Source organism: Neorhizobium turbinariae, assembly GCF_023223505.1.
In the GTDB taxonomy this organism is placed as follows: Bacteria; Pseudomonadota; Alphaproteobacteria; order Rhizobiales; family Rhizobiaceae; genus Neorhizobium; species Neorhizobium turbinariae.
The window spans coordinates 46,977-65,907 of the sequence record NZ_JALPRY010000012.1; the positions used below are offsets into that span (position 1 = coordinate 46,977).

Genomic DNA, 18,931 nt, shown 5'->3' on the forward strand with positions numbered 1-18,931 from the left:
CGGGGCTCTGCAGCACCGGGTGTTTCATCAAACCAATGAGGACTGGTTATTTCGTGGCCGCTTCGTAGCGCTCGAGCACGTAGTCCCAGTTGATCAGGTTGTCGACGAAGGCTTCGAGGTACTTCGGACGCGCGTTGCGGTAGTCGATATAGTAGGAGTGTTCCCAGACATCGACGCCGAGGATCGGCTCTGCGCCATGAACCAGCGGGTTTTCGCCGTTCGGGGTCTTGGAGATGGCAAGCTTGCCGTCCTTCACCGAAAGCCAGGCCCAACCGGAGCCGAACTGGGTCGTGCCGGCGGCAATGAGGTCAGCCTTGAACTTGTCGTAGCCACCGAGATCGCTGTCGATCGCAGCCTGCAGCTTGCCCGGCAGCGAGGTGCCGCCGCCACCCTTCTTCATCCACTTCCAGAAGTGGATGTGGTTGTAGTGCTGGGCCGCATTGTTGAACAGCGTCTGGTGGGTGCCGTAGGACTTCTTCACCACTTCTTCGACCGAGAGGTCCGCCATGCCGGCTTCGGCTGCGAGCTTGTTGCCCGTGTCGACATAGGCCTTGTGGTGCTTGTCGTGGTGGAACTCCAGGGTCTCTTTCGACATGTAGGGCGAAAGGGCTTCGTAATCGTAGGGAAGTTCGGGAAGTTCGAAAGCCATGGGTTTACTCCTCTTCAGCAACCACGTGTGTGGAAGGGTTGAGCGGGAACATAGGTGCGCGGGCCACAAGAGGCAACGGTGAACTTGCCAAAAATGGGGGGCTTTTCACCAAGACTTTTCCCGCTAACCCGCCAACGCGAAAGGACGAACGGGTTATCTGCCGAGAGCCGGGCGGAGGCGGTTTTGTGACGCCGGAAGACGGCATGCCCGGCCAGGACCGCCGATGCGGCAGGAACTTTTCTCCCATGCGACGAATTGAAGGCGGACGCCGAACCCTCAGAGGATGCCGCATGTCCTTCGACTTTCTGACGTCCGATTTCCTGATCTTCGTGCTTATCGGTTTCCTGGCTCAGATCGTCGACGGAGCACTTGGCATGGCCTTTGGCGTGTTGACCACGACGGCGCTCCTGAGCGTCGGGGTGGCGCCGGCGGCCGCAAGCGCCATGACGCATGTGACCGAGTGTTTCACCACCGCCGCCTCCGGCCTGTCTCACCTCTACCAGCGCAATGTCGACTGGCGGCTCGTCATCCGGCTGGCGCCGGCCGGCATGGTGGGTGGGGCGATCGGCGCCTACGCGCTGTCCAACATCGATGGCGATGCAATCGCGCCCTATGTTTCAGCCTACCTCATCGCCGTCGGCCTCTACATTCTCTACAAGGCCTTCCAGCCGAAATTTCCGCGCGACGTGCATGACTGGATCGTGCCGTTCGTGGGTGGTGGCGGCGGCGTGCTGGATGCCATGGGTGGCGGCGGATGGGGGCCGATCGTCACCAGTTCGCTGCTTGGGCGTGGGCACGACGCCAAGAAGGTGATCGGCTCCACCAACCTCACCGAGTTCGCGGTGACGACCGTGATCTCGGCGACCTTCATCATTACGCTTGGCTGGTCGGAACTGTCCTCGGCGCTCGGCCTTATCCTGGGCGGTGTGCTGGCGGCGCCGATCGGGGCGCTGGTGGTGAAAAGGCTGCCCGTGAAGCCGCTGATGATCGCCGTGTCGCTTATCATCATCGGCACGGCTGCCGTGCGGTTCATGTAACGGGTGAAAGGCTGGCGCCTGATGCCGGGATATGGCAGAATTAACCCATGGCCCAAGACCTGCAAATCTCTGAAGACCTGAGCCGCCGGATTGATCAGCTGGCGGCGCGATCGCGGCTGACACGCGAGCAGATCATCGAGGATGCACTGGCGCATGGCCGTTCGCTTGCATGGCAGGAGAAGTGGGTTGCCGGCGTCGAGGCCGGCATTGCCGATGCGGACAATGGGGACTTTGTCAGCGAGCAGGAAATCACTGCGGTCCTGAACAAATATAGCGGCATCTGAGCCGCATGCGGATCGTCTTCACCAGACGTTATCTGCAGGAACTCTCCACCATCGGCGACTATACCACTTCACATGATGCTCGCGCTGCCGCGCGGGTGGTGAATGCCATCCATTCAAGAACAACGCGCGCCCTTTCCGCCAATCCCTTCATGGGACGATCGGGCAAGATAAAGGGCGCGCGCGAGTTCGTGGTGACGGGTACGCCTTACATCGTGGCCTATCGCGTCACCGAAGAGCAGGTCGAAGTCCTGTTCGTCCAGCACGGTGCACGCGAATGGCCCGATGAGGCTCAAAGATCGCTGGTCTTGGAGCGAGCCCAGTCCATGTAGACTTCAAGCGCCTTGCGGGCGACCGGGCCTTCCTGGAGCTGGCGGTCTTCGAAGCGGTTCACCGGCACGATCTTGGAATAGTTGCCGGAGGTGAAGATCTCGTCGGCATCCATGAAGTCCTGGACCGTCAGCGTGGTTTCACGCACCTCGAGCCCTGCCTGGCGCAGCAGGCCGATGACGCGCGAGCGCGTAATGCCGGCAAGGAAAGTGCCGTTGGCGATCGGCGTCATCACCACGCCGTCCTTGACCATGAAGATGTTCGAGGACGCGGTTTCGGCGACATTGCCGTTCATGTCGCGGGCGAGCGCGTTGTCAAAACCGCGGTTGCGGGCTTCCATGATCATGCGGCCGCTGTTGGGATAAAGGCTGCCCGTCTTGGCGCCAGTCATGGCGACTTCCGGGTTCGGGCGGCGGTAAGGCGAAACCGTGAGCGACGACGGCTTTGCAGTGTGCATCGGCGCTTCGAACAGGCAAAGCGCAAAGCGGGTCGATTCCGGATCGGCCGTTACCACGCTGTAGGGCATGCCGTGCTCGGCCCAGTACATCGGCTTGATGTAGATCGCCGTCTTGCCATCGAACTTGCGCACGCCTTCGAGCGCCAGCGCCTCAATCTCCTTGGCCTCCATCGTGGGCTTCATGCCCATGTTGGTGGCCGAGCGGTTGACTCGCTGGCAGTGCAGGTCGAGGTCGGGCGAGATGCCGTCAAACCAGCGGGCGCCGTCGAACACGGTGGTCCCGAGCCACATGGCATGGGAGGTCGGTCCGATCAGCTTCGGGTTACCTTCCAGCCATTCCCCCTCCACATAGGTCCAGGTGGTCGAGCGCGGGGTGGTGTCGACGGACATGCTAGTCTCCTTGGGTCTGCAAAATTGTCGTCTTGAAAATTCGCGGTGAGTGAAGGCTTGGCCGGAGCGGCAGGTCAAGCGACAATATGAAATGAGTCATCACAAAATTTGATCATAAGCGATCGCCCGCCCGAGGGGGGCAGTTCTCAAAGGCTGTGATGCACCAGTTCAAAATCGGCGTCTAGAAGCTCATCTCGGTGGCAAGCTGGCGACCGTTCATCGCCGCCCAGATCATGCTGACCTCACGGCGGAAGACCGCACTCGGGCGGATGCCGCCGCTGCCATAGTTCTTGTACTTGTCGCGATAGGCCGCAATGAAGACTTCGACGGCTTCAACGACCTCCGCCTGCTGCTCCGCCTTGCGACGCAGCTCTTCCTTCTCCGAATGAAGCATTTCCAGGCTCTGGAGGATGAGACGAAGTTCTTCGGTCGCAACCGTCAGATGAGGACGACTTGCGGAATCGGCGCTGACCTCGGTCCGGATACGGGCAATGATTTCGTTCAGTTGCTGATTCATGCTGAAATCTCCTGCTCGCGGATGTGGGTCCGGAAATAGACCTAAGCAAGGCGGTTTTGTGGCAATGATGTCACTGAGGCGAACGTTCGGGTCGCTGCCGGCCTCGGTCAAAGCCGCTCCTGAAGGAAGTCGATGAAGGCGCGAACCCGCACCGCCAGATGTTCATGCCCGGCGTAAACGGCATGAATTTGTTCGGTATCCTCGGCGTTGAAGTCTTCCAGCACCGGCACAAGCCGACCGCTCGTGATATCCGGCTCCACATGAAAACGGCCGACCCGGCCGATGCCGAGTCCGTTAAGGCAAAAGCGGCGGATGATCGAGCCGCTGCTGGCTTTGAGGCTGCCAGAGACCGGCAGAATCACGCGCTGGCCCGTGGCGGGATCGCGGAACAGCCAACCTTCGACCGAGCGGCGGAAGTTGAAGTTGATGCAGTTGTGCTTGCCAAGCTCTTCCGGCACCTGCGGCGTGCCGTGCCGCGCGAGATATTCCGGCGATGCGATGACGACCTGGCGGCTTTCACCAAGCCGCCTTGCCATCAGTGACGAGTCCCGCAGCGGCCCGTGACGGATGGCGATGTCGATACGCTCGCGGATCAGGTCGACCGTATCGTCGGTCAGCGTGACGTCGAGTTGCACCTCCGGATAAAGCCGCAGGAACTCGCCAGCGAGCGGCAGGATGTAACGCTCTCCGAAACCGACGGAGGCATTGACCACTAGAGGTCCGCGCGGCCGCATCCGGCCACCGCCGGAAACCACCTCTTCCGTATCGGCAATCTCGGCGAGGATCCGTTGCGCCCGCGCCAGATAGGTCTCGCCCTCCGGTGTCAGTTGCAGGAGGCGGGTGGAGCGCACGACGAGCCGGGTGCCCAGCCGGTTTTCGAGCCGCGTCACCAGCTTGCTGACGGCGGATGGGGAAAGCTTGAGCTTGCGCCCGGCAGCGGAAAAGCTGCGCAGTTCCGCCGCCAGCACAAACACTTCCATCTCACCGGCGCGGTTATCCATCGTTCCACCTGTGAATTTGTTTCACAGATGATTATCCGCCTGTGCCGCTACACAGGCAAGTGAGCCGGGCCGATATTGCGTCCAAGACAATCTCCTCCTCCCAAGGAAATACCCATGCCTCTTGCCCTTTATGCCCTGACTGCGGGCGCCTTCGGAATCGGCGTCACGGAATTTGTCATCATGGGCCTGCTGCTCGATGTCAGCGCCGATCTCAGCGTGTCCATCTCCGCCGCGGGCCTGCTCATCTCGGGATATGCACTGGGCGTCGTGATCGGCGCGCCCATCCTCGGCGCCATTTCCGGCCGCTGGTCGCGCAAGACCCTGCTGATGGCGCTGATGGTGGTGTTCACCATCGGCAATCTCGCCTGTGCGCTGGCACCGGATTACTGGACGCTGATGGCCGCGCGGGTTCTGACCGCGTTCGCGCATGCCTCCTTCTTCGGCGTCGGTTCGGTGGTTGCCACAAGCCTCGTGCCGGCCAACAAGAAGGCATCGGCGATCGCCGTCATGTTCACCGGGCTCACCGTCGCCAACATCCTTGGCGTGCCCTTCGGCACGTGGCTCGGCCAGGCCTATGGTTGGCGCTCGACCTTCTTCGCCGTAACGCTGATCGGCATCCTCGCCTTCATCGTGATCGCGCTTCTCGTACCCAGGGACAGCCCGGCGGAGACAGGCGAAGAAGGAGGCCAGAGCGTTCTGGCGGTCCTGCGCCGACGTGCCGTGCTGCTCGGGCTGCTGACCACCGTGCTCTCCTGGGTCGGCGTATTTGCGGGCTTCACCTATGTCGCGCCTATCCTCACCCAGATCACCGGGTTCTCCGAAGCTGCGGTTTCGCCGATCCTGCTCGTGTTCGGCGGCGGACTGGTGGTGGGCAATCTTCTCGGCGGCTGGCTTGCCGACCGGCACCTCTTGCCGACGATGATCGGAAGCCTGATTGCGCTCTCAGCCGTGCTGCTTGCCATGACGGCAGCCATCCACCAGCCGGTGCTTGCGGTGATTGCCATCGGCCTCTTTGGTGCCGCTGCTTTTGCCACGGTGTCGCCCCTGCAGATCTGGGTCCTCCAGAAGGCAGAAGGTGCCGGCCAGGGGCTGGCCTCCTCCTTCAACATCGCCGCCTTCAACCTCGGCAATGCAATTGGCGCCTGGCTGGGTGGCGCGGTGATCGACCACGGCCCAGGCCTTGGTGCGGTGACGCTGGTGGCCGGCCTGGTGCCGCTCGCGGCGCTTGCGGTTGCTACGGCTGCCATCCGGCTTGATCGCAAGGAGCCGCGTGAAGCCGCCCTCGCCTGCCCGGCAGAATGACGATCCAGAGAAGGGTAACGACCATGGAATACCGCAATCTCGGTGCATCCGGCCTGAAGGTGCCGGTCTTGAGCTTTGGAGCCGGCACGTTCGGCGGCTCCGGCCCCCTGTTCAGCCATTGGGGCAGAACCGACGTGGAAGAGGCGCGCCGCCTCGTCGACATCTGCCTTGAGGCCGGCGTCAACCTGTTCGACACAGCCGACGTTTATTCCGCCGGTGCTTCGGAAGAGGTGCTTGGCCAGGCGATCAAGGGCCGGCGGGCCGATGTGCTGATCTCCACCAAGGCCAGCCTGCCGATGGGCGACGGCGCCAATGACTGGGGCTCATCCCGCGCCCGGCTGATCGCTTCCGTCGAGGCGGCGCTGAAGCGCCTCGGCACCGACCATATCGACATCTTCCAGTTGCACGCCTTCGATGCCTCCACGCCGGTCGAGGAAGTGGTCGCGACGCTTGATCGCCTCGTGCAGGACGGCAAGCTGCGCTACATCGGCGTGTCCAATTTCTCCGGCTGGCAGATCATGAAATCGCTCGCTGCGGCCGACCGGCATGGCTGGACCCGCTATGTCGTCAACCAGGTGTATTACTCGCTGGTCGGGCGCGACTACGAATGGGACCTGATGCCGCTCGGCCAAGACCAGGGGCTTGGCGCGCTCGTCTGGAGCCCGCTCGGCTGGGGACGCCTCACCGGCAAGATCAGCCGGAGCAAGCCAATCCCGGCCGGCAGCCGGCTGCACGAGACGGCGGACTTCGGCCCACCGGTCGATACCGAACTGCTTTATCGCGTCATCGACGTGCTGGAAGAGGTGGCGGCCGAGACGGAAAAGACCGTGCCGCAGGTGGCGATCAACTGGCTCGTCGGCCGACCGACCGTATCCTCCGTCATCATCGGCGCCCGTAACGAAGAGCAGCTTCGCCAGAATATCGGCAGCGTCGGGTGGTCGCTCACTGCCGAACAGATAGCACGGCTCGACCAGGCGAGTGCGGTGACCGCACCCTATCCGCATTTCCCCTATCGCCGGCAGGAAGGCTTCGCCCGCCTCAACCCGCCGATTGCCGGCTGACCCCAAAAACGTGGTGGTTGATCCGCCACGCATTCGGTCCATCTAATAACGGCCCCACCTACCCCGGCATCAAGATCAACAATTGCAGGCCCGGGACCCACAGGAGTTTCAAATGTTCAATGTCAACGCCAATGGCGCCAATATCCCGGCTCTCGGTTTCGGCACTTTCCGCATGCCCGACGACGACGTGGCGCGCGTGCTGCCGGAAGCCCTGAAGCTCGGCTTCCGCCATGTCGACACCGCGCAGATCTACAAGAACGAGGCGGCTGTCGGCGAGGTGCTGGCGACTTCCGGCATCGCGCGCGAGGAGATCTTCCTCACCACCAAGGTGTGGGGCGACCGCGTCGGCCACGACGCCTTCATCGCCTCGGTGGATGAAAGCCTGCAGAAGCTGAAGACCGATTATGTCGACCTGCTGCTGTTGCACTGGCCGCAGAGCGAGATGCCGCTTGCCGACCGCATGGGCGCGCTCAACGAACTGGTGAAGGCCGGCAAGGTGAAGCATATCGGCGTGTCGAACTTCTCCGTCGCGCTGCTGGATGAGGCGGTGAAGCTTTCGGATGCACCGATCGCCACGAACCAGGTTGAATACCACCCCTATCTCGATCAGACGAAGGTGCTCGAGGCCGTGCGCCGGCATGGCAGCTCGCTCACCGCCTATTACCTGATGGCGGACGGCAAGGTGCCAAAGGACGAGGTGCTGAAGGACATCGGCGCCAAGCATGGCAAGACGGCTGCACAGGTGGTGCTGCGCTGGGCGATCCAGCAGCCGGAGGTGATTGCGCTTTCAAAAACTGCGACCATTTCGCGCCTGCCGGAAAACTACGACGTCTTCGACTTCGAGCTTTCGGCGGAGGAAATGCAGGCGGTGCATGCGCTCGCGAAGCCCGATGGCCGCATCGTCAACCCGGGCCACCTGGCCCCGCAGTGGGATGATTGATCTTTCGTCTGTTGGATGAAAGCATGCGCCGGACGACCTCCGGCGCATTTTCTTTTGCGGAGGAGCTTGCGGCGGCGTGGGCGACCGAGGCGACCTCTACAGCCACCCCCGCCGCTTGAAATAAAGATACGGCATGATCATCGAGACGATCATCAGGCAGAGCGCGGCGTGGTAGCCGTAATGCCACTGGAGTTCCGGCTGATAGGCGAAGTTCATGCCGTAGACGGATGCGACCAGCGTCGGCGGCAGGAAGACGACCGACGCCACGGAAAAGATCTTGATGATCTGGTTCTGCTCCAGGTTGATCAGCCCGAGCGTCGCGTCGAGCAGGAAGTTGATCTTGCCCGACAGGAAGGCGGAGTGGTCGCCGAGCGAGGTGGCATCCCGCTGCAGGAGCTTCAGGCGCTGGCGGAGTTCCTTGGACAGCTTGCGGTCGACGCCGTCGAGCGCTGAATAATAGGCGACGACGCGGCTGACGCTGACAAGGCTTTCGCGCACCACGGTGATGAACTCGCCCTTGGTGCCGACCTCGCGGATGAGTTCCTGCAGGTCGCGGGTCTTCTTGTTGGCCTTCGTCCGCTTGGCGGAAAATACTTCCTGGGAGATGCCGTCGATCTCGGTCCCGAGCCGTTCCAGCGTGTCGGCCATGCGGTCGATGACAGCCTCGATGAGGCCGGTCATGATGAGTTCGCCGTAACCGGAATGCAGGCCGGTGCCGTTCGGCTTGCGGGCGCGGGCCAGGTAAGCATCGAAGGGACGCGGTTCGGCGTGACGCACGGTGACAAGCACCTGGCCCTTGACGATGAAGGTGACCGGCACCTTGCGTGGTGTGCCGGCATCCGGGCGCGTCAGAACCGTCATGGTCATGAATTCCGCGCCGTCTTCCTGGTAAAGCCGGGCGGAAAGCTCGATGTCCTCCATCTCGTCGATGGTTGGCACCGTGATGCCCAGGCGTTCGCCGACGAAGCGCTCTTCCTCCGGCGTCGGCGTAATGAGGTCGTACCAGATGATGGGCGATGCCTGCTCCGCCGGCACCCCCGCATCGGGTGACTCGCTCAAACTGACGACAACCGGAACCAGACGGTCAAGGTGATAGGCATGGACACGCAGCATGACGGCTCCTTCTCGGGCCATTGGCCTCCGGAGCGCATCTCCTTTTAAACAGGATCAGAGCCCCAGGCGAGCGAATGGGTATGATGACGTCGAACTTCGACTGTCGGGGTTCATCTCTCTGTTTCCTTGGAAAGAACGGGACCCGGCCGGGCCACCATTTCAGGGGGAGACATGGGTCGCAACGCGGGAAAAGTCAACGCCGATCTGAAGCGTCAGCAAGGCCGTTTACCCTAATCTGCAACGACCCTTTTCTTTCACTGATCCGCCCATAGTTACCCTCTGACGGTACAATCATGTGCCGGACAAGGATTGGGGCTCATGGGTCTATCACTCATCATCAGCATCCTGATCACCTTCCTGGTGATCGTTCTGGTGCTTTATCTCATCAACATGCTGCCGATCGATGCGCGCATGCGCCAGATCGCACGCGTCATCGTCATCATCATCGGCATTATTTCGCTGCTGAAATACCTGGCGGTGTTCTAGACCCCGCCTTCCTAAAAAGAAGCCGCCGGCGGTTCCGCCAGCGGCTTTTGGTTTCTTCTGGATCCGATGCGAGGATCAGACGAACTGGCTAAGGCCCGGAACCGACGAGACAACCTTGTCGACAACCTCGTCGCCGGCGTGCTCGCGTGCAACCGCCATGGTCTGCTTGGCAAGGCCGGTAATCTCGCCCATGCCAAGGCCCTGGCTCATCAACTGCTGGCCGAGCGCCATGACGCCGCCGCCGAGGCTTGCCATCAGGCCGCCCAGCAGGCCGCCACCGCCCGAACCTGCGCCGTTGTACTTGGCAACCAGTTCCGGCGCGCCAGGGATCGCTTCGATCATCTTGGCCACGGCCGCGTCGTCTGCCTCGCGCTGCAGGAAGCCAAGCATCATGCCGATCGCCTTTTCGGCGACATCCGGGGCGATGCCGACATTGTCAGCAACCCGCGATACCAGCTCGTTCATCAGTTCTCTCCTCACGTTTTGACGTTCACGTTAACGTAATACCGAAGGCGAATGGCAGCGCAAGGGTTTTCGTGCGATGCGGCGCTACGCCGCAAAGGGTTTTCAACCGTGGCGGAGCGGAGAGCAAGGCTTCAGGCCTTGCTCTCCGAATCCTCACCGACCGTATCCGCCATATAGGCGCCGCGGTCACCGAGCGGCTGCGGCGGGCCGGTCGTTGTGTCGCGGGCCGTCTGGTGCTCGAGTTCGGCGTTGATCTCGGCGCCGACGATGACGATGATCACCGAGATCCAGGTCCAGACCATGAAGCCGATCAGCGCGCCGAGCGTGCCGTAGGTGGCGTTGTAGTCGGCGATGTTGGAGAGATACCAGGTGACGGCCATCGAGGCTGCGAGCCAGGCGACGGTGGCGAAGGCGGCACCCCAGGTAAGCCAGCGCATCCGAGCCGGTTCGCGGCTTGGGCCGAAGCGGTAGATCATCATGATGCCGCCGCCGACAAACAGCATCATCACCGGCCAGCGCACGAAGCGGATGATGTTTTCCGTCCACTGGTCGAGCCACAGATATTTGAGGATGGCCGGCACGACGCCCATGGCGAAGATCACCACGATGGCGAGCAGCAGCGCGCCGAGCGTGAACAGCAGCGAGATGAGGTTCAGCCGGATGATGTTGCGCTTTTCGGTTTCGGCGTAAGCGACATTCATCGCTTCGAACAGCGCCTTCATGCCGTTGTTGGCGCTCCAGATGGCAAGCGCCAAGCCGCCGACAAGGGCGATCGACAGCGTCGTGTTCTGCTCGGATGTCAGTGCGCGCACCTGGTCGAGGAAGATGTTGAGCGCGTCGGCCGGCATGATGGCACTGAGGAAGGCGATGCGGTCGGCAATTGCCGCGGGATCCGACACGAAGCCATAGATGGACACCAGCGCACTTGCGGCGGGAAACAGCGCAAGCAGCAGGTAATAGGTGACCCCGGCTGCGATCAGCATGATCCGGTCCTCGGTGATCCCGGCATAGACACGCCAGAAGACATCCATCAATCCGCGTGCGGGAATATCCGACGGCGTGGCCGCCTGGCGCCCCCTGCTCACGTCCATGGTTTTTTCGTTTGGTGATAAAGCCTGCCCCAGCGCCACGTTTTCCGGTCCTTCTCTCCTGCGACCTGTCGGCAACCCTGCCGTTGCCCGGCGCTTTTGCTCATCCTATAAGGATGCGAGTTAACGCGGCGAGGGAGCGCATAGTTGCATGAATGATACCGGTAAGCTCTTCATCGGCGGCAGTCGCAATCCAGACGACACGCTGAACAAGGCCGAGCACCTGGACCTCAAGTTCGGCAACCGCCACGGCCTGGTGACGGGTGCGACCGGTACCGGCAAGACGGTGACGCTCCAGGTGCTGGCGGAAGGCTTCTCCAAGGCTGGAGTGCCGGTGTTTGCAGCCGACATCAAGGGAGACCTTTCCGGCATCGCGGCGAAGGGAGAATCGAAGGACTTCCTGCTCAAGCGCGCCGAACAGATCGGCTTCGAGGACTATGACTTCGAGCAGTTCCCGGTGATCTTCTGGGATATCTTCGGCGAGAAGGGTCACCGCGTGCGCACGACCATCGCGGAGATGGGCCCGCTCCTCCTGTCGCGCCTGATGGATGCTTCGGAGCCGCAGGAAGGGGTCATCAACATTGCCTTCAAGCTGGCCGACCGCGCAAACCTGCCGCTGCTCGACCTCAAGGATTTCAGCTCGCTCCTGAACTACATGGCTGAGAATGCGAGCGAGCTTTCCAAGGAATTCGGGCTGATCTCCAAGGCCTCCGTCGCCTCGATCCAGCGCAGCCTGCTGGTGCTCGAGACGCAGGGTGCCAAGCAGTTCTTCGGCGAGCCAGCGCTGAAGATCTCGGACATCATGCGCACCAACCCGAACAACGGTTACGGGCAGATCTCGATCCTTGCCGCCGACAAGCTGATGATGAATCCGCGGCTCTACGCGACCTTCCTGCTGTGGCTTCTCTCGGAACTCTTCGAGGAACTGCCGGAAGTGGGCGATCCGGAAAAGCCGAAGCTCGTCTTCTTCTTCGACGAGGCGCATCTGCTGTTCAACGACGCACCAAAGGTGCTGATCGAGCGTGTCGAGCAGGTGGTGCGGCTGATCCGTTCCAAAGGCGTCGGCGTTTATTTCGTAACGCAGAACCCGCTCGACGTGCCGGAAACGGTGCTGGCGCAGCTCGGAAACCGGGTGCAGCATGCGCTGCGTGCTTATACGCCACGCGAACAAAAGGCGGTGCGGACGGCGGCAGAAACCTTCCGCCCCAACCCGGCTTTCGATTGCGCAACCGCCATTACTCAACTCGGTACAGGCGAAGCGCTGGTTTCCACCCTTGGCGACAAGGGCGTGCCGTCAATGGTGGAGCGCACGCTGATCCGTCCGCCATCCGGCCGCATCGGACCTCTCAATGAACAGGAGCGCCAGGCGGTAATGGACAAGAGCCCGGTGCTCGGCCTCTATGACGAGGATCTTGATCGGGAAAGCGCATTCGAGATTCTGGCGGCGCGCGCCAAGGAGGCCGCGGACGCAGCTGCCGCGCGCAAGGCGCAGGATGAGCTTGATCCGTCTCCGCCGGCAGGATCCGGCGACACGACGGGATGGACGCTGCCGGGCTTCGGCCGCGACGACGATGCCAAGGACCGTCGCCAGCCCCGCAAGGCCGGTTACCAGCGCGAGACGATTATCGAAGCTGCGATGAAAAGCGTGACGCGCACCGTGGCAACGCAGGTTGGACGCGCGATCGTGCGCGGCATTCTCGGCAGCTTGAAGCGATAAGAAAAAGCCGCCCGTGCCGGTGCGCGGGCGGCGCTTTCCCCTTACCGCTTGCGCACGAATTCCGTGCGCAGCACGAGCCCCTTGATCGTCTCGTGGCGGCAATCGATCTCTTCGGGATTATCCGTCAGGCGGATCGACTTGATGACAGTGCCCTGCTTCAGGGTCTGGCCGGCCCCCTTGACCTTCAGGTCCTTGATGAGCGTGACGGAATCGCCGTCCTTCAGCACATTGCCGGAAGCGTCGCGCACTTCGTTCGCCTTGGCGGCCTCGGCCGCCATCTCGGAGGCCGGACGCCACTCGCCCGTCACTTCGTCATAAACATAGTCATCGTTGTCGGCAGACATCGGTCGTCCTCTCGCTCCAAGCCGCATATGGGTTCGACGCGGCTTATAGCAGGCGAAGACGCTGCGGCAACGATCGAGAAGGCTGGCGCTCACCCCCACCGCTACCCCCTTGCCCCGACGAGGCAGAAGAAGGCGCCCTGCGGATCGGTTGCCTGGATGATCCAGGCGCCGCCCGGTACTTCCATGGGACCGTTGAGGATCTGGCCACCGCCCGCCTTGACCCGCTCGATCGCCGTGTCGATCAACGGGACGTTGAAGTAGTAGACCCAGCAGGGCGGCATGTCCTGCGGCCTGGTCATCATGCCGCCGATCGCCTGGCCGTTGTAGGCGAAGATGTTGTACTTGCCCATCGGGCCCATATCCATCGCGTGGTCGAGCGTCCAGCCGAAGATCTTGTTGTAGAACTCGAGCGCTTCCTCGCCATTGCCGGCGTAAAGCTCGTGCCAGCCGACATTGCCGGGATCCTGCGGCCCGAGTTCGGTCGGCGGGGTTTCCATCGGCACCGGCTTCATGATGCAAAGGACGGCACCATGCGGATCGGCAATCACGGCGAAGCGACCGATGCCGGGAATATCCTCCGGCGCACGCTGCACATGGCCGCCGAGGCTTGTCACCTCCTTGCAGGTTTCGTCGACATCATCGACCGCGACATAACCGGTCCAGTTGGGTGGAAGCTTGCCCTCTAGCTCGGGCGGAAAATTCATCATTCCGCCGATGCCGGGGCAGTTGTCGCCCTCCCCCATCTCGAACAGGAAATAGGCCGGCAGGTCGGGCATGCCGATTTCCTTCACCTTCCAGCCGACGACGGAGGAATAAAACGCACCGGATGCGGTCGTGTCGGGTGTCATCAACTCGCACCAGATGAACTTGCCATGCGTGGTCGAGCGCGACTGGGAAGCTGTCTGCAACATGCTCTTCTCCTCTTGCGGGCAGCTGCGCGACGTGGCGCGGCCCGGCTCAATGGACTGACATCACTGCTTGCGGGTGTAATTGGCCTGCATGAACTGCTTCCAGGACCCGTCCGGCTGCTTGGCGCTGGAGGTAAAGGTGCGGTGGTCGTGATCGGTAAAGGTGATCTGCTCGCGGTAATCGCAAAGCTTGCCCTGCTGGGCAAAATCGGGGCCGGTGGTGTAGAGGCTCAGCGTGTTGCCATCCTCCGACAGCTCACCGTCATAGACCCATAGATGGTGCATCATCGTGCCGAACCAGGTGCCGACATAACGGCCGTTGGCCGGGTCGTAGCCCAGCGTCAGCACGGTGGTGGCGCGTTCGCCGCCCGGCATGTTTCCATTGCCTTCCGCCACGAACCAGATGCCGTTCAGCGAGCGGCAGGTCTCGGTCCAGACCTCGCCATTACCCATGTCGGCGGCATTCACCTCCCAGGTGCCGACCATCTTCTGAAGAAAGTCGTGCTGCGCCTGCGGCTTTGCCATTTCCATGGTGCTCATGAATTCTCCTCCTCTTGCTGTTTCTCCACGCTCACCCCGCTCAATGGCAGCAGGATGACCCTTGCGGCTTCTCCTCATATTCATCATGGCGCTTGACGAAGCTCAGCGTCGAGGTCTCGTTGCGGCCGAGCGGGGCGCGATCGAGAATCATCAGCGTGGCGCAAAGCTCCTCTCCGCCTCGGGCGTAGCTTGAATAGGTGTGGAAGACCTCGCCGGCGGCGTTCTTGTAGAAGGCCGAGAGCCCGGGCAGTTCGTCGTGGCCCATCTCGCGCGGGATGTCCGTGAAATTGTAGCGGATCGTCTCCCCTGCCAGTTCCTCGGGCGTGAAAGAGACGTGAAAGTCGAAATTGAAGTCGGAGCCGTAGGACGACACCCACGGGAAACGCCAGCCCATGCGCTTCTTGTAGGCCTCGATCTTGTCGAGCGGCGCGCGGGACACGGCGACATAGGTGACATCGTGGTTGTTGAGATGCGGCAGGGCGCCGTCCATGTGATCGGACATGAAGGAGCAGCCCGGGCAGCCTGCATCCCAGTCGGGGCCGAACATGAAATGGTAGATCATCAGCTGGCTGCGGCCATCAAAGAGATCGGCGAGCGGGCGCCTGCCTGTCGGCGTGTCGAAGAGGTATTCCTTGTCCACCTTCACCCAGGGCAGCGCCTGGCGCGCGGCGCGCACCTTGTCGCGCAGGCGGGTTTCCTCCTTTTCCAGCGCCAGCAGCGTGCGGCGCTGTTTCAGCCACTCTTCGCGGCTGATGACCGGGTGAGATCCTGATGATGCGATATCCATGGCAAGCCTCCCATTCCTTGACATTTACGTTGATATCAACATAATATTCCCATGCTGTCAAACACCGCCGAAATCGAATCAGTCTCCTTTGCCACCACCATCCATGTTCGTGACACGTGCCTGTGCCTTCATGTGCAGCGCGCCGCCCGCGCGCTTGCCCGCCGTTTCGACAATGCGCTGAAGCCGATCGGGCTGAACAACGGGCAATTTTCACTGATGATGTCGCTCAATCGCCCGCAGCCGGCGACGATGAGTTCGGTGGTGCAGCTGCTTGCCATGGACCGCACGACACTGACAGCGGCACTCAAGGTGCTGGAGCGCCGGGGGCTGGTAGCTTCGACGGTCGATCCGCAGGATCGGCGCGGCCGCCTGCTGAAACTGACGGATGACGGGATGGCGCTGCTGTCGGTCGCGGTGCCGATCTGGAAGCGGGTTCATGCGGAAGTGGATGCGGGCTTGGGCGACGACGGGCCGGACCAGCTGAGGTCGCTGCTCGGCGCGATCCGGTAACGCCCAAAAGAAAAGCCGGTCCCTTGAGGGAGCCGGCCTTGTTGTTTGGCAGAAGTGTCGAGATTATTCGACGGTCACCTGGACCTCGGTGGAGGTGCGCATGGCGTGGCTGTAAGGGCAGACGATGTGTGCCTTGGCGACGAGATCTTCGAGCTGTGCCCGTTCGATGCCTGGTGCGCTGACCGAAAGCGATACTTCGATGCCGAAGCCGCCGCCGTCTTCGCGCGGGCCGATGCCGACGGTCGCGGTGACCTTGGCGTCATCGGGGATCTTCACCTTTTCCTTGCCGGCGACGTTCTTCAGTGCGCCGAGGAAGCACGCCGAATAACCGGTCGCGAAGAGCTGTTCGGGATTGGTGCCGCGGGCGCCATCGCCGCCGAGTTCCTTCGGAACGGTCAGCGTCACATCAAGAACGCCATCTTCGGAAACGCCGTGGCCGGCGCGGCCACCCGTTGCAGATGCTTTGGTCGTGTAAAGGATAGGCATGGTGGAACTCCTTTGGTTGAACCGTAATGGCTTGTTGAACCTGGCGGCCGGCATTTAACTCGACCGCAATTGAATTGCGCACAATCAAGTTATGCACATTGCATTCCGTGGTCAAGCCTGTAAAATGCACGTCATGTCAAAGCTAGAGCACGAAATGGTGAAGTCAGGCCCGCAAGCGCAGAAAAAGACGAAGGCTGGAAGGTCGGCGTCGATCCAACTCGATGCGCAGCTGTGCTTTGCGATCTATGGGGCGGCGCATGCCTTCAACCGCACCTACAAGCCGCTGCTGGAGCCGCTTGGCCTCACCTACCCGCAATACCTTGTCATGCTGGCGCTGTGGGAAGACGACGGGCAGACAGTGAAGGCCATCGGCGAGCGGCTGGGGCTTGATTCCGGGACGCTGTCGCCGCTCCTCAAGCGGCTCGAGCAATCCGGGCTCGTGATGCGCAACCGCGACCCGCGCGACGAACGCCAGGTGACGATCACGCTGACGCAGAAGGGACAGGACCTGGAGCGCCAGGCGCTGGCGGTGTACGCGGCAATCGGTCAAGCGCTGGGCTGCAGCATGGAGGAAGCCGCGGCATTGCGCGACGGGCTGATCGGCCTGAAACAGCGGCTGAACAGCGAAGAACGATAGAGAGCCAAATGGAGGAAGCCCCAGCCAGACTGGCCGGGGCCGCTTAATTTAGGTTTATTGCCAGACCACGATACGCGCCTTGCTCGGCACGCGCTCATAGAGGTCGATGATGTCCTGGTTCATCAGGCGCACACAGCCCGACGACACGGCCTTGCCGATCGACTGCCATTCCGGCGATCCATGCAGGCGGTAGAGCGTGTCCTGGCCATTCTGGAAGATATAGAGCGCACGGGCGCCGAGCGGGTTCTTCAGGCCCGGCGGCATGCCGCCATTGTCGGCCGAATAACGGGCAAGCTCCGGCTGGCGCGCAATCATCTCGTTCGGCGGCGTCCACTTCGGCCATTTCTGACGCCACTGGATGACGCCATCACCGGACCAGGAGAAGCCTTCGCGGCCGATACCCACGCCGTAGCGCATGGCGGTGCCGCCCGGCTCCACAAGGTAAAGAAAGCGCGAGGGCGTATCGACGACAACCGTGCCGGGACGCTCGCCTGTCGGGTCAACCACGCGCTGCCGATAGTAGCGCGGGTTGATCTGCTGGTAGGGAATGGCCGGAATGACGAAGCCACCATCAACAACGGTGCCGTACATCCGGTCGAGTTCCGAATCCGGACCAGGGCCCGGCAACGGGTCAGGCTGGAAAGCGACGGTCGACACGATGCGTCGCGGCGCGGGCGCCGACGAGGCACAGGACGCAAGCGTCGCGGTTGCACCGACACCGAGCAGCGAAAGGAAGCTCCGGCGGGAAAAGGGTGAATGCAGAACCATGTGAGGCAGAACCGTTCGGTATGAAAACGCAGAGACAGCAAAATCGCACGTCAACGGCGAGCGAGGCAAAAGGTTCCACGAACCGCCGTGACTTCAAGATAGGGCGCCGGTTGTTAACCAACCATTCACGTCAGGGACACGCGCGTTCACACGATGGGGATAAGCTGGCGGGGCGCCGCTACCCCTGCCCGGTTCTTACATGACGACGATCGGCGTGCCGGACGGAACCCGGTCGAAGAGGTCGATGATGTCCTGGTTGAACATGCGCACGCAACCGGACGAGGTTGCCTTGCCGACAGACTGCCAATCCGGCGTGCCGTGGACGCGGTAGAGCGTGTCCTGGCCGTCGCGGTAAATGTAGAGCGCCCGGGCACCGAGCGGATTGTTGAGGCCGGGAAGCGCACCACCTTCGGCGGCGGCGAACTGGCGCAGTTCCGGCTGGCGGGCAACCATGTCCTGCGGCGGGGTCCAGCGCGGCCACTTCGCCTTGCGCTGGATGACACCGCGGCCCTGCCAGGCAAAACCGGCCTTGCCGAGGCCAACGCCATACCGCAACGCCTTGCCGCCGGGCTGCACGAAATAGAGGTAATGTGCCTTGGTATCGACGACGATCGTGCCGACCGGCTCGCTGGTGCGGTACGCGACCTCCTGGCGAAGGAAGCGCGGGTCGACACGCGAATAAGGAATGGCCGGCAACGTGAAGCCACCATCGCGGATCACGCCATACATGGCGCGGTGCACGGGGTTCGAGACCGGCAGGCCGTAAGTCTGGTGGAACTGGGTCTGGTAAAGCTCGCGCCGCTGCGGGATCGGCTCCTTCACCGGCAGCGCCTGCGGCTGCACCGGTTCGGCATAGGCGGGATTGTAGAAGACCGGCGCCGTTTCGCGCGCAAAGACATCGGCGTTCATGCGGCTGGTGTCGGTCACGAAAGGCACCTGGCAGCCGGCGAGCGTGGCACTTGCAAGGCCGAGCACCGAAAGCGACAGGATGCGGCGGAACGAACGAGAAGAGCTTGGCATGGAACCCACTTCCGGCAGATGATATCGGCGCGGATAGTGGCAGGTGCGGCTGGCGCGAGGCTGACGTCAGTCGCCAGCCAACCGGGGCAGAGGTTCT

General features: G+C 62.3%; 24 protein-coding genes. 10 read left to right on the forward strand and 14 right to left on the reverse strand.

Annotated elements, in window-relative coordinates; genetic code table 11:
- Positions 1 to 46 precede the first annotated feature (46 nt).
- Complete coding sequence (locus M0654_RS10890; RefSeq protein WP_118848975.1) at positions 47 to 649, reverse strand: superoxide dismutase; 603 nt, start codon at positions 647 to 649, stop codon at positions 47 to 49.
- Positions 650 to 954: 305 nt separating this feature from the next.
- Between M0654_RS10890 and M0654_RS10895 the strand changes: the two genes are divergently transcribed.
- The 3 genes from M0654_RS10895 to M0654_RS10905 are packed head-to-tail and all read left to right on the forward strand — an operon-like array spanning position 955 to position 2,299.
- The gene (locus M0654_RS10895) at positions 955 to 1,686 is read left to right on the forward strand and encodes a sulfite exporter TauE/SafE family protein (RefSeq protein ID WP_248683349.1); all 732 of its coding nucleotides are present in this window, start codon (positions 955 to 957) and stop codon (positions 1,684 to 1,686) included.
- Positions 1,687 to 1,733: 47 nt separating this feature from the next.
- On the forward strand, positions 1,734 to 1,970 hold the full coding sequence (locus tag M0654_RS10900; protein WP_248683117.1) for a CopG family ribbon-helix-helix protein: 237 nt from the start codon (positions 1,734 to 1,736) through the stop codon (positions 1,968 to 1,970).
- A 5-nt stretch (positions 1,971 to 1,975) separates the two neighbouring features.
- Complete coding sequence (locus M0654_RS10905; protein WP_248683118.1) at positions 1,976 to 2,299, forward strand: type II toxin-antitoxin system RelE/ParE family toxin; 324 nt, start codon at positions 1,976 to 1,978, stop codon at positions 2,297 to 2,299.
- Here M0654_RS10905 and M0654_RS10910 read toward each other — a convergent pair.
- From M0654_RS10910 to M0654_RS10920, 3 genes are all read right to left on the reverse strand, one after another.
- Complete coding sequence (locus M0654_RS10910; protein WP_248683119.1) at positions 2,260 to 3,144, reverse strand: branched-chain amino acid aminotransferase; 885 nt, start codon at positions 3,142 to 3,144, stop codon at positions 2,260 to 2,262. The two genes, M0654_RS10905 and M0654_RS10910, sit on opposite strands and share 40 nt — an antisense overlap.
- 181 nt (positions 3,145 to 3,325) lie before the next feature.
- Positions 3,326 to 3,661, reverse strand: a complete 336-nt coding sequence (locus tag M0654_RS10915; protein WP_118848971.1) for a hypothetical protein — start codon at positions 3,659 to 3,661, stop codon at positions 3,326 to 3,328.
- 107 nt (positions 3,662 to 3,768) lie between these two features.
- Entirely contained in the window at positions 3,769 to 4,662 is an 894-nt protein-coding gene (locus tag M0654_RS10920) for a LysR family transcriptional regulator (RefSeq protein ID WP_248683120.1), read from the reverse strand.
- A 114-nt stretch (positions 4,663 to 4,776) separates the two neighbouring features.
- Here M0654_RS10920 and M0654_RS10925 point away from each other — a divergent pair, with 114 nt between their 5' ends.
- The 3 genes from M0654_RS10925 to M0654_RS10935 all read left to right on the forward strand — a co-directional run bounded on the left by M0654_RS10925 (position 4,777) and on the right by M0654_RS10935 (position 7,965).
- A complete protein-coding gene (locus M0654_RS10925) occupies positions 4,777 to 5,964 on the forward strand; it encodes an MFS transporter (protein WP_248683121.1) in 1,188 nt (395 codons plus the stop codon).
- Positions 5,965 to 5,987: 23 nt separating this feature from the next.
- Positions 5,988 to 7,025 carry an aldo/keto reductase gene (locus tag M0654_RS10930; protein ID WP_248683122.1) on the forward strand — a complete coding sequence of 346 codons (1,038 nt, stop codon included), beginning with the start codon at positions 5,988 to 5,990 and terminating at the stop codon, positions 7,023 to 7,025.
- Between the two features lie 112 nt (positions 7,026 to 7,137).
- Positions 7,138 to 7,965, forward strand: a complete 828-nt coding sequence (locus tag M0654_RS10935) for an aldo/keto reductase (RefSeq protein ID WP_248683123.1) — start codon at positions 7,138 to 7,140, stop codon at positions 7,963 to 7,965.
- A gap of 96 nt (positions 7,966 to 8,061) precedes the next feature.
- On the opposite strand, the gene M0654_RS10940 is transcribed toward M0654_RS10935, so the two are convergent.
- Positions 8,062 to 9,078 carry a magnesium transporter CorA family protein gene (locus tag M0654_RS10940; protein ID WP_248683124.1) on the reverse strand — a complete coding sequence of 339 codons (1,017 nt, stop codon included), beginning with the start codon at positions 9,076 to 9,078 and terminating at the stop codon, positions 8,062 to 8,064.
- 318 nt (positions 9,079 to 9,396) lie between these two features.
- On the opposite strand from M0654_RS10940, the gene M0654_RS10945 reads away from it, so the two are divergent.
- On the forward strand, positions 9,397 to 9,564 hold the full coding sequence (locus tag M0654_RS10945) for a Thivi_2564 family membrane protein (protein ID WP_199925195.1): 168 nt from the start codon (positions 9,397 to 9,399) through the stop codon (positions 9,562 to 9,564).
- Between the two features lie 75 nt (positions 9,565 to 9,639).
- Here the strand turns inward: M0654_RS10945 and M0654_RS10950 are convergent, their stop codons facing one another.
- Positions 9,640 to 10,029: a hypothetical protein gene (locus tag M0654_RS10950; protein WP_118848964.1), complete on the reverse strand. Its 390-nt coding sequence runs from the start codon at positions 10,027 to 10,029 to the stop codon at positions 9,640 to 9,642.
- Positions 10,030 to 10,160: 131 nt separating this feature from the next.
- Positions 10,161 to 11,120: a YihY/virulence factor BrkB family protein gene (locus M0654_RS10955; RefSeq protein ID WP_248683125.1), complete on the reverse strand. Its 960-nt coding sequence runs from the start codon at positions 11,118 to 11,120 to the stop codon at positions 10,161 to 10,163.
- 148 nt (positions 11,121 to 11,268) lie between these two features.
- Here M0654_RS10955 and M0654_RS10960 point away from each other — a divergent pair, with 148 nt between their 5' ends.
- Positions 11,269 to 12,834 (forward strand): helicase HerA-like C-terminal domain-containing protein, encoded by a 1,566-nt coding sequence (locus M0654_RS10960; RefSeq protein WP_118848962.1) that lies wholly within the window; start codon positions 11,269 to 11,271, stop codon positions 12,832 to 12,834.
- A gap of 41 nt (positions 12,835 to 12,875) precedes the next feature.
- Here M0654_RS10960 and M0654_RS10965 read toward each other — a convergent pair whose 3' ends face one another.
- The 4 genes from M0654_RS10965 to M0654_RS10980 form a co-directional block, all read right to left on the reverse strand.
- Complete coding sequence (locus tag M0654_RS10965) at positions 12,876 to 13,178, reverse strand: alkylphosphonate utilization protein (protein ID WP_248683126.1); 303 nt, start codon at positions 13,176 to 13,178, stop codon at positions 12,876 to 12,878.
- Between the two features lie 101 nt (positions 13,179 to 13,279).
- Complete coding sequence (locus M0654_RS10970; RefSeq protein ID WP_248683127.1) at positions 13,280 to 14,089, reverse strand: VOC family protein; 810 nt, start codon at positions 14,087 to 14,089, stop codon at positions 13,280 to 13,282.
- Between the two features lie 60 nt (positions 14,090 to 14,149).
- Positions 14,150 to 14,617, reverse strand: coding sequence for a DUF1579 domain-containing protein (locus tag M0654_RS10975; protein WP_390920152.1), 468 nt, complete (start codon positions 14,615 to 14,617; stop codon positions 14,150 to 14,152).
- 49 nt (positions 14,618 to 14,666) lie between these two features.
- Positions 14,667 to 15,413: a DUF899 domain-containing protein gene (locus M0654_RS10980; RefSeq protein WP_248683129.1), complete on the reverse strand. Its 747-nt coding sequence runs from the start codon at positions 15,411 to 15,413 to the stop codon at positions 14,667 to 14,669.
- Between the two features lie 51 nt (positions 15,414 to 15,464).
- Between M0654_RS10980 and M0654_RS10985 the strand changes: the two genes are divergently transcribed.
- Complete coding sequence (locus M0654_RS10985; RefSeq protein WP_248683130.1) at positions 15,465 to 15,923, forward strand: MarR family winged helix-turn-helix transcriptional regulator; 459 nt, start codon at positions 15,465 to 15,467, stop codon at positions 15,921 to 15,923.
- A gap of 63 nt (positions 15,924 to 15,986) precedes the next feature.
- Here M0654_RS10985 and M0654_RS10990 read toward each other — a convergent pair whose 3' ends face one another.
- On the reverse strand, positions 15,987 to 16,409 hold the full coding sequence (locus tag M0654_RS10990; RefSeq protein ID WP_118848956.1) for an organic hydroperoxide resistance protein: 423 nt from the start codon (positions 16,407 to 16,409) through the stop codon (positions 15,987 to 15,989).
- Between the two features lie 154 nt (positions 16,410 to 16,563).
- Here M0654_RS10990 and M0654_RS10995 point away from each other — a divergent pair, with 154 nt between their 5' ends.
- Positions 16,564 to 17,046: a MarR family winged helix-turn-helix transcriptional regulator gene (locus M0654_RS10995; RefSeq protein ID WP_248683350.1), complete on the forward strand. Its 483-nt coding sequence runs from the start codon at positions 16,564 to 16,566 to the stop codon at positions 17,044 to 17,046.
- Positions 17,047 to 17,100: 54 nt separating this feature from the next.
- On the opposite strand, the gene M0654_RS11000 is transcribed toward M0654_RS10995, so the two are convergent.
- Both M0654_RS11000 and M0654_RS11005 read right to left on the reverse strand, forming a co-directional pair.
- Positions 17,101 to 17,814: a L,D-transpeptidase family protein gene (locus M0654_RS11000; protein WP_118848954.1), complete on the reverse strand. Its 714-nt coding sequence runs from the start codon at positions 17,812 to 17,814 to the stop codon at positions 17,101 to 17,103.
- A gap of 195 nt (positions 17,815 to 18,009) precedes the next feature.
- On the reverse strand, positions 18,010 to 18,834 hold the full coding sequence (locus tag M0654_RS11005) for a L,D-transpeptidase (protein ID WP_248683131.1): 825 nt from the start codon (positions 18,832 to 18,834) through the stop codon (positions 18,010 to 18,012).
- Positions 18,835 to 18,931: the final 97 nt, after the last annotated feature.

Coding starts and splice junctions, on each gene's coding strand:
- M0654_RS10940 (WP_248683124.1), bottom strand. CDS start 9,078: ATGCTGCGTGTCCATGCCTATCACCTTGACCGTCTGGTTCCGGTTGTC.
- M0654_RS10915 (WP_118848971.1), bottom strand. CDS start 3,661: ATGAATCAGCAACTGAACGAAATCATTGCCCGTATCCGGACCGAGGTC.
- M0654_RS10975 (WP_390920152.1), bottom strand. CDS start 14,617: ATGGAAATGGCAAAGCCGCAGGCGCAGCACGACTTTCTTCAGAAGATG.
- M0654_RS10935 (WP_248683123.1), top strand. CDS start 7,138: ATGTTCAATGTCAACGCCAATGGCGCCAATATCCCGGCTCTCGGTTTC.
- M0654_RS11000 (WP_118848954.1), bottom strand. CDS start 17,814: ATGGTTCTGCATTCACCCTTTTCCCGCCGGAGCTTCCTTTCGCTGCTC.
- M0654_RS10960 (WP_118848962.1), top strand. CDS start 11,269: ATGAATGATACCGGTAAGCTCTTCATCGGCGGCAGTCGCAATCCAGAC.
- M0654_RS10900 (WP_248683117.1), top strand. CDS start 1,734: ATGGCCCAAGACCTGCAAATCTCTGAAGACCTGAGCCGCCGGATTGAT.
- M0654_RS10985 (WP_248683130.1), top strand. CDS start 15,465: ATGCTGTCAAACACCGCCGAAATCGAATCAGTCTCCTTTGCCACCACC.
- M0654_RS10945 (WP_199925195.1), top strand. CDS start 9,397: ATGGGTCTATCACTCATCATCAGCATCCTGATCACCTTCCTGGTGATC.
- M0654_RS11005 (WP_248683131.1), bottom strand. CDS start 18,834: ATGCCAAGCTCTTCTCGTTCGTTCCGCCGCATCCTGTCGCTTTCGGTG.
- M0654_RS10905 (WP_248683118.1), top strand. CDS start 1,976: ATGCGGATCGTCTTCACCAGACGTTATCTGCAGGAACTCTCCACCATC.
- M0654_RS10950 (WP_118848964.1), bottom strand. CDS start 10,029: ATGAACGAGCTGGTATCGCGGGTTGCTGACAATGTCGGCATCGCCCCG.
- M0654_RS10955 (WP_248683125.1), bottom strand. CDS start 11,120: ATGGACGTGAGCAGGGGGCGCCAGGCGGCCACGCCGTCGGATATTCCC.
- M0654_RS10890 (WP_118848975.1), bottom strand. CDS start 649: ATGGCTTTCGAACTTCCCGAACTTCCCTACGATTACGAAGCCCTTTCG.
- M0654_RS10925 (WP_248683121.1), top strand. CDS start 4,777: ATGCCTCTTGCCCTTTATGCCCTGACTGCGGGCGCCTTCGGAATCGGC.
- M0654_RS10930 (WP_248683122.1), top strand. CDS start 5,988: ATGGAATACCGCAATCTCGGTGCATCCGGCCTGAAGGTGCCGGTCTTG.
- M0654_RS10990 (WP_118848956.1), bottom strand. CDS start 16,409: ATGCCTATCCTTTACACGACCAAAGCATCTGCAACGGGTGGCCGCGCC.
- M0654_RS10920 (WP_248683120.1), bottom strand. CDS start 4,662: ATGGATAACCGCGCCGGTGAGATGGAAGTGTTTGTGCTGGCGGCGGAA.
- M0654_RS10980 (WP_248683129.1), bottom strand. CDS start 15,413: ATGGATATCGCATCATCAGGATCTCACCCGGTCATCAGCCGCGAAGAG.
- M0654_RS10965 (WP_248683126.1), bottom strand. CDS start 13,178: ATGTCTGCCGACAACGATGACTATGTTTATGACGAAGTGACGGGCGAG.
- M0654_RS10910 (WP_248683119.1), bottom strand. CDS start 3,144: ATGTCCGTCGACACCACCCCGCGCTCGACCACCTGGACCTATGTGGAG.
- M0654_RS10970 (WP_248683127.1), bottom strand. CDS start 14,089: ATGTTGCAGACAGCTTCCCAGTCGCGCTCGACCACGCATGGCAAGTTC.
- M0654_RS10995 (WP_248683350.1), top strand. CDS start 16,564: ATGGTGAAGTCAGGCCCGCAAGCGCAGAAAAAGACGAAGGCTGGAAGG.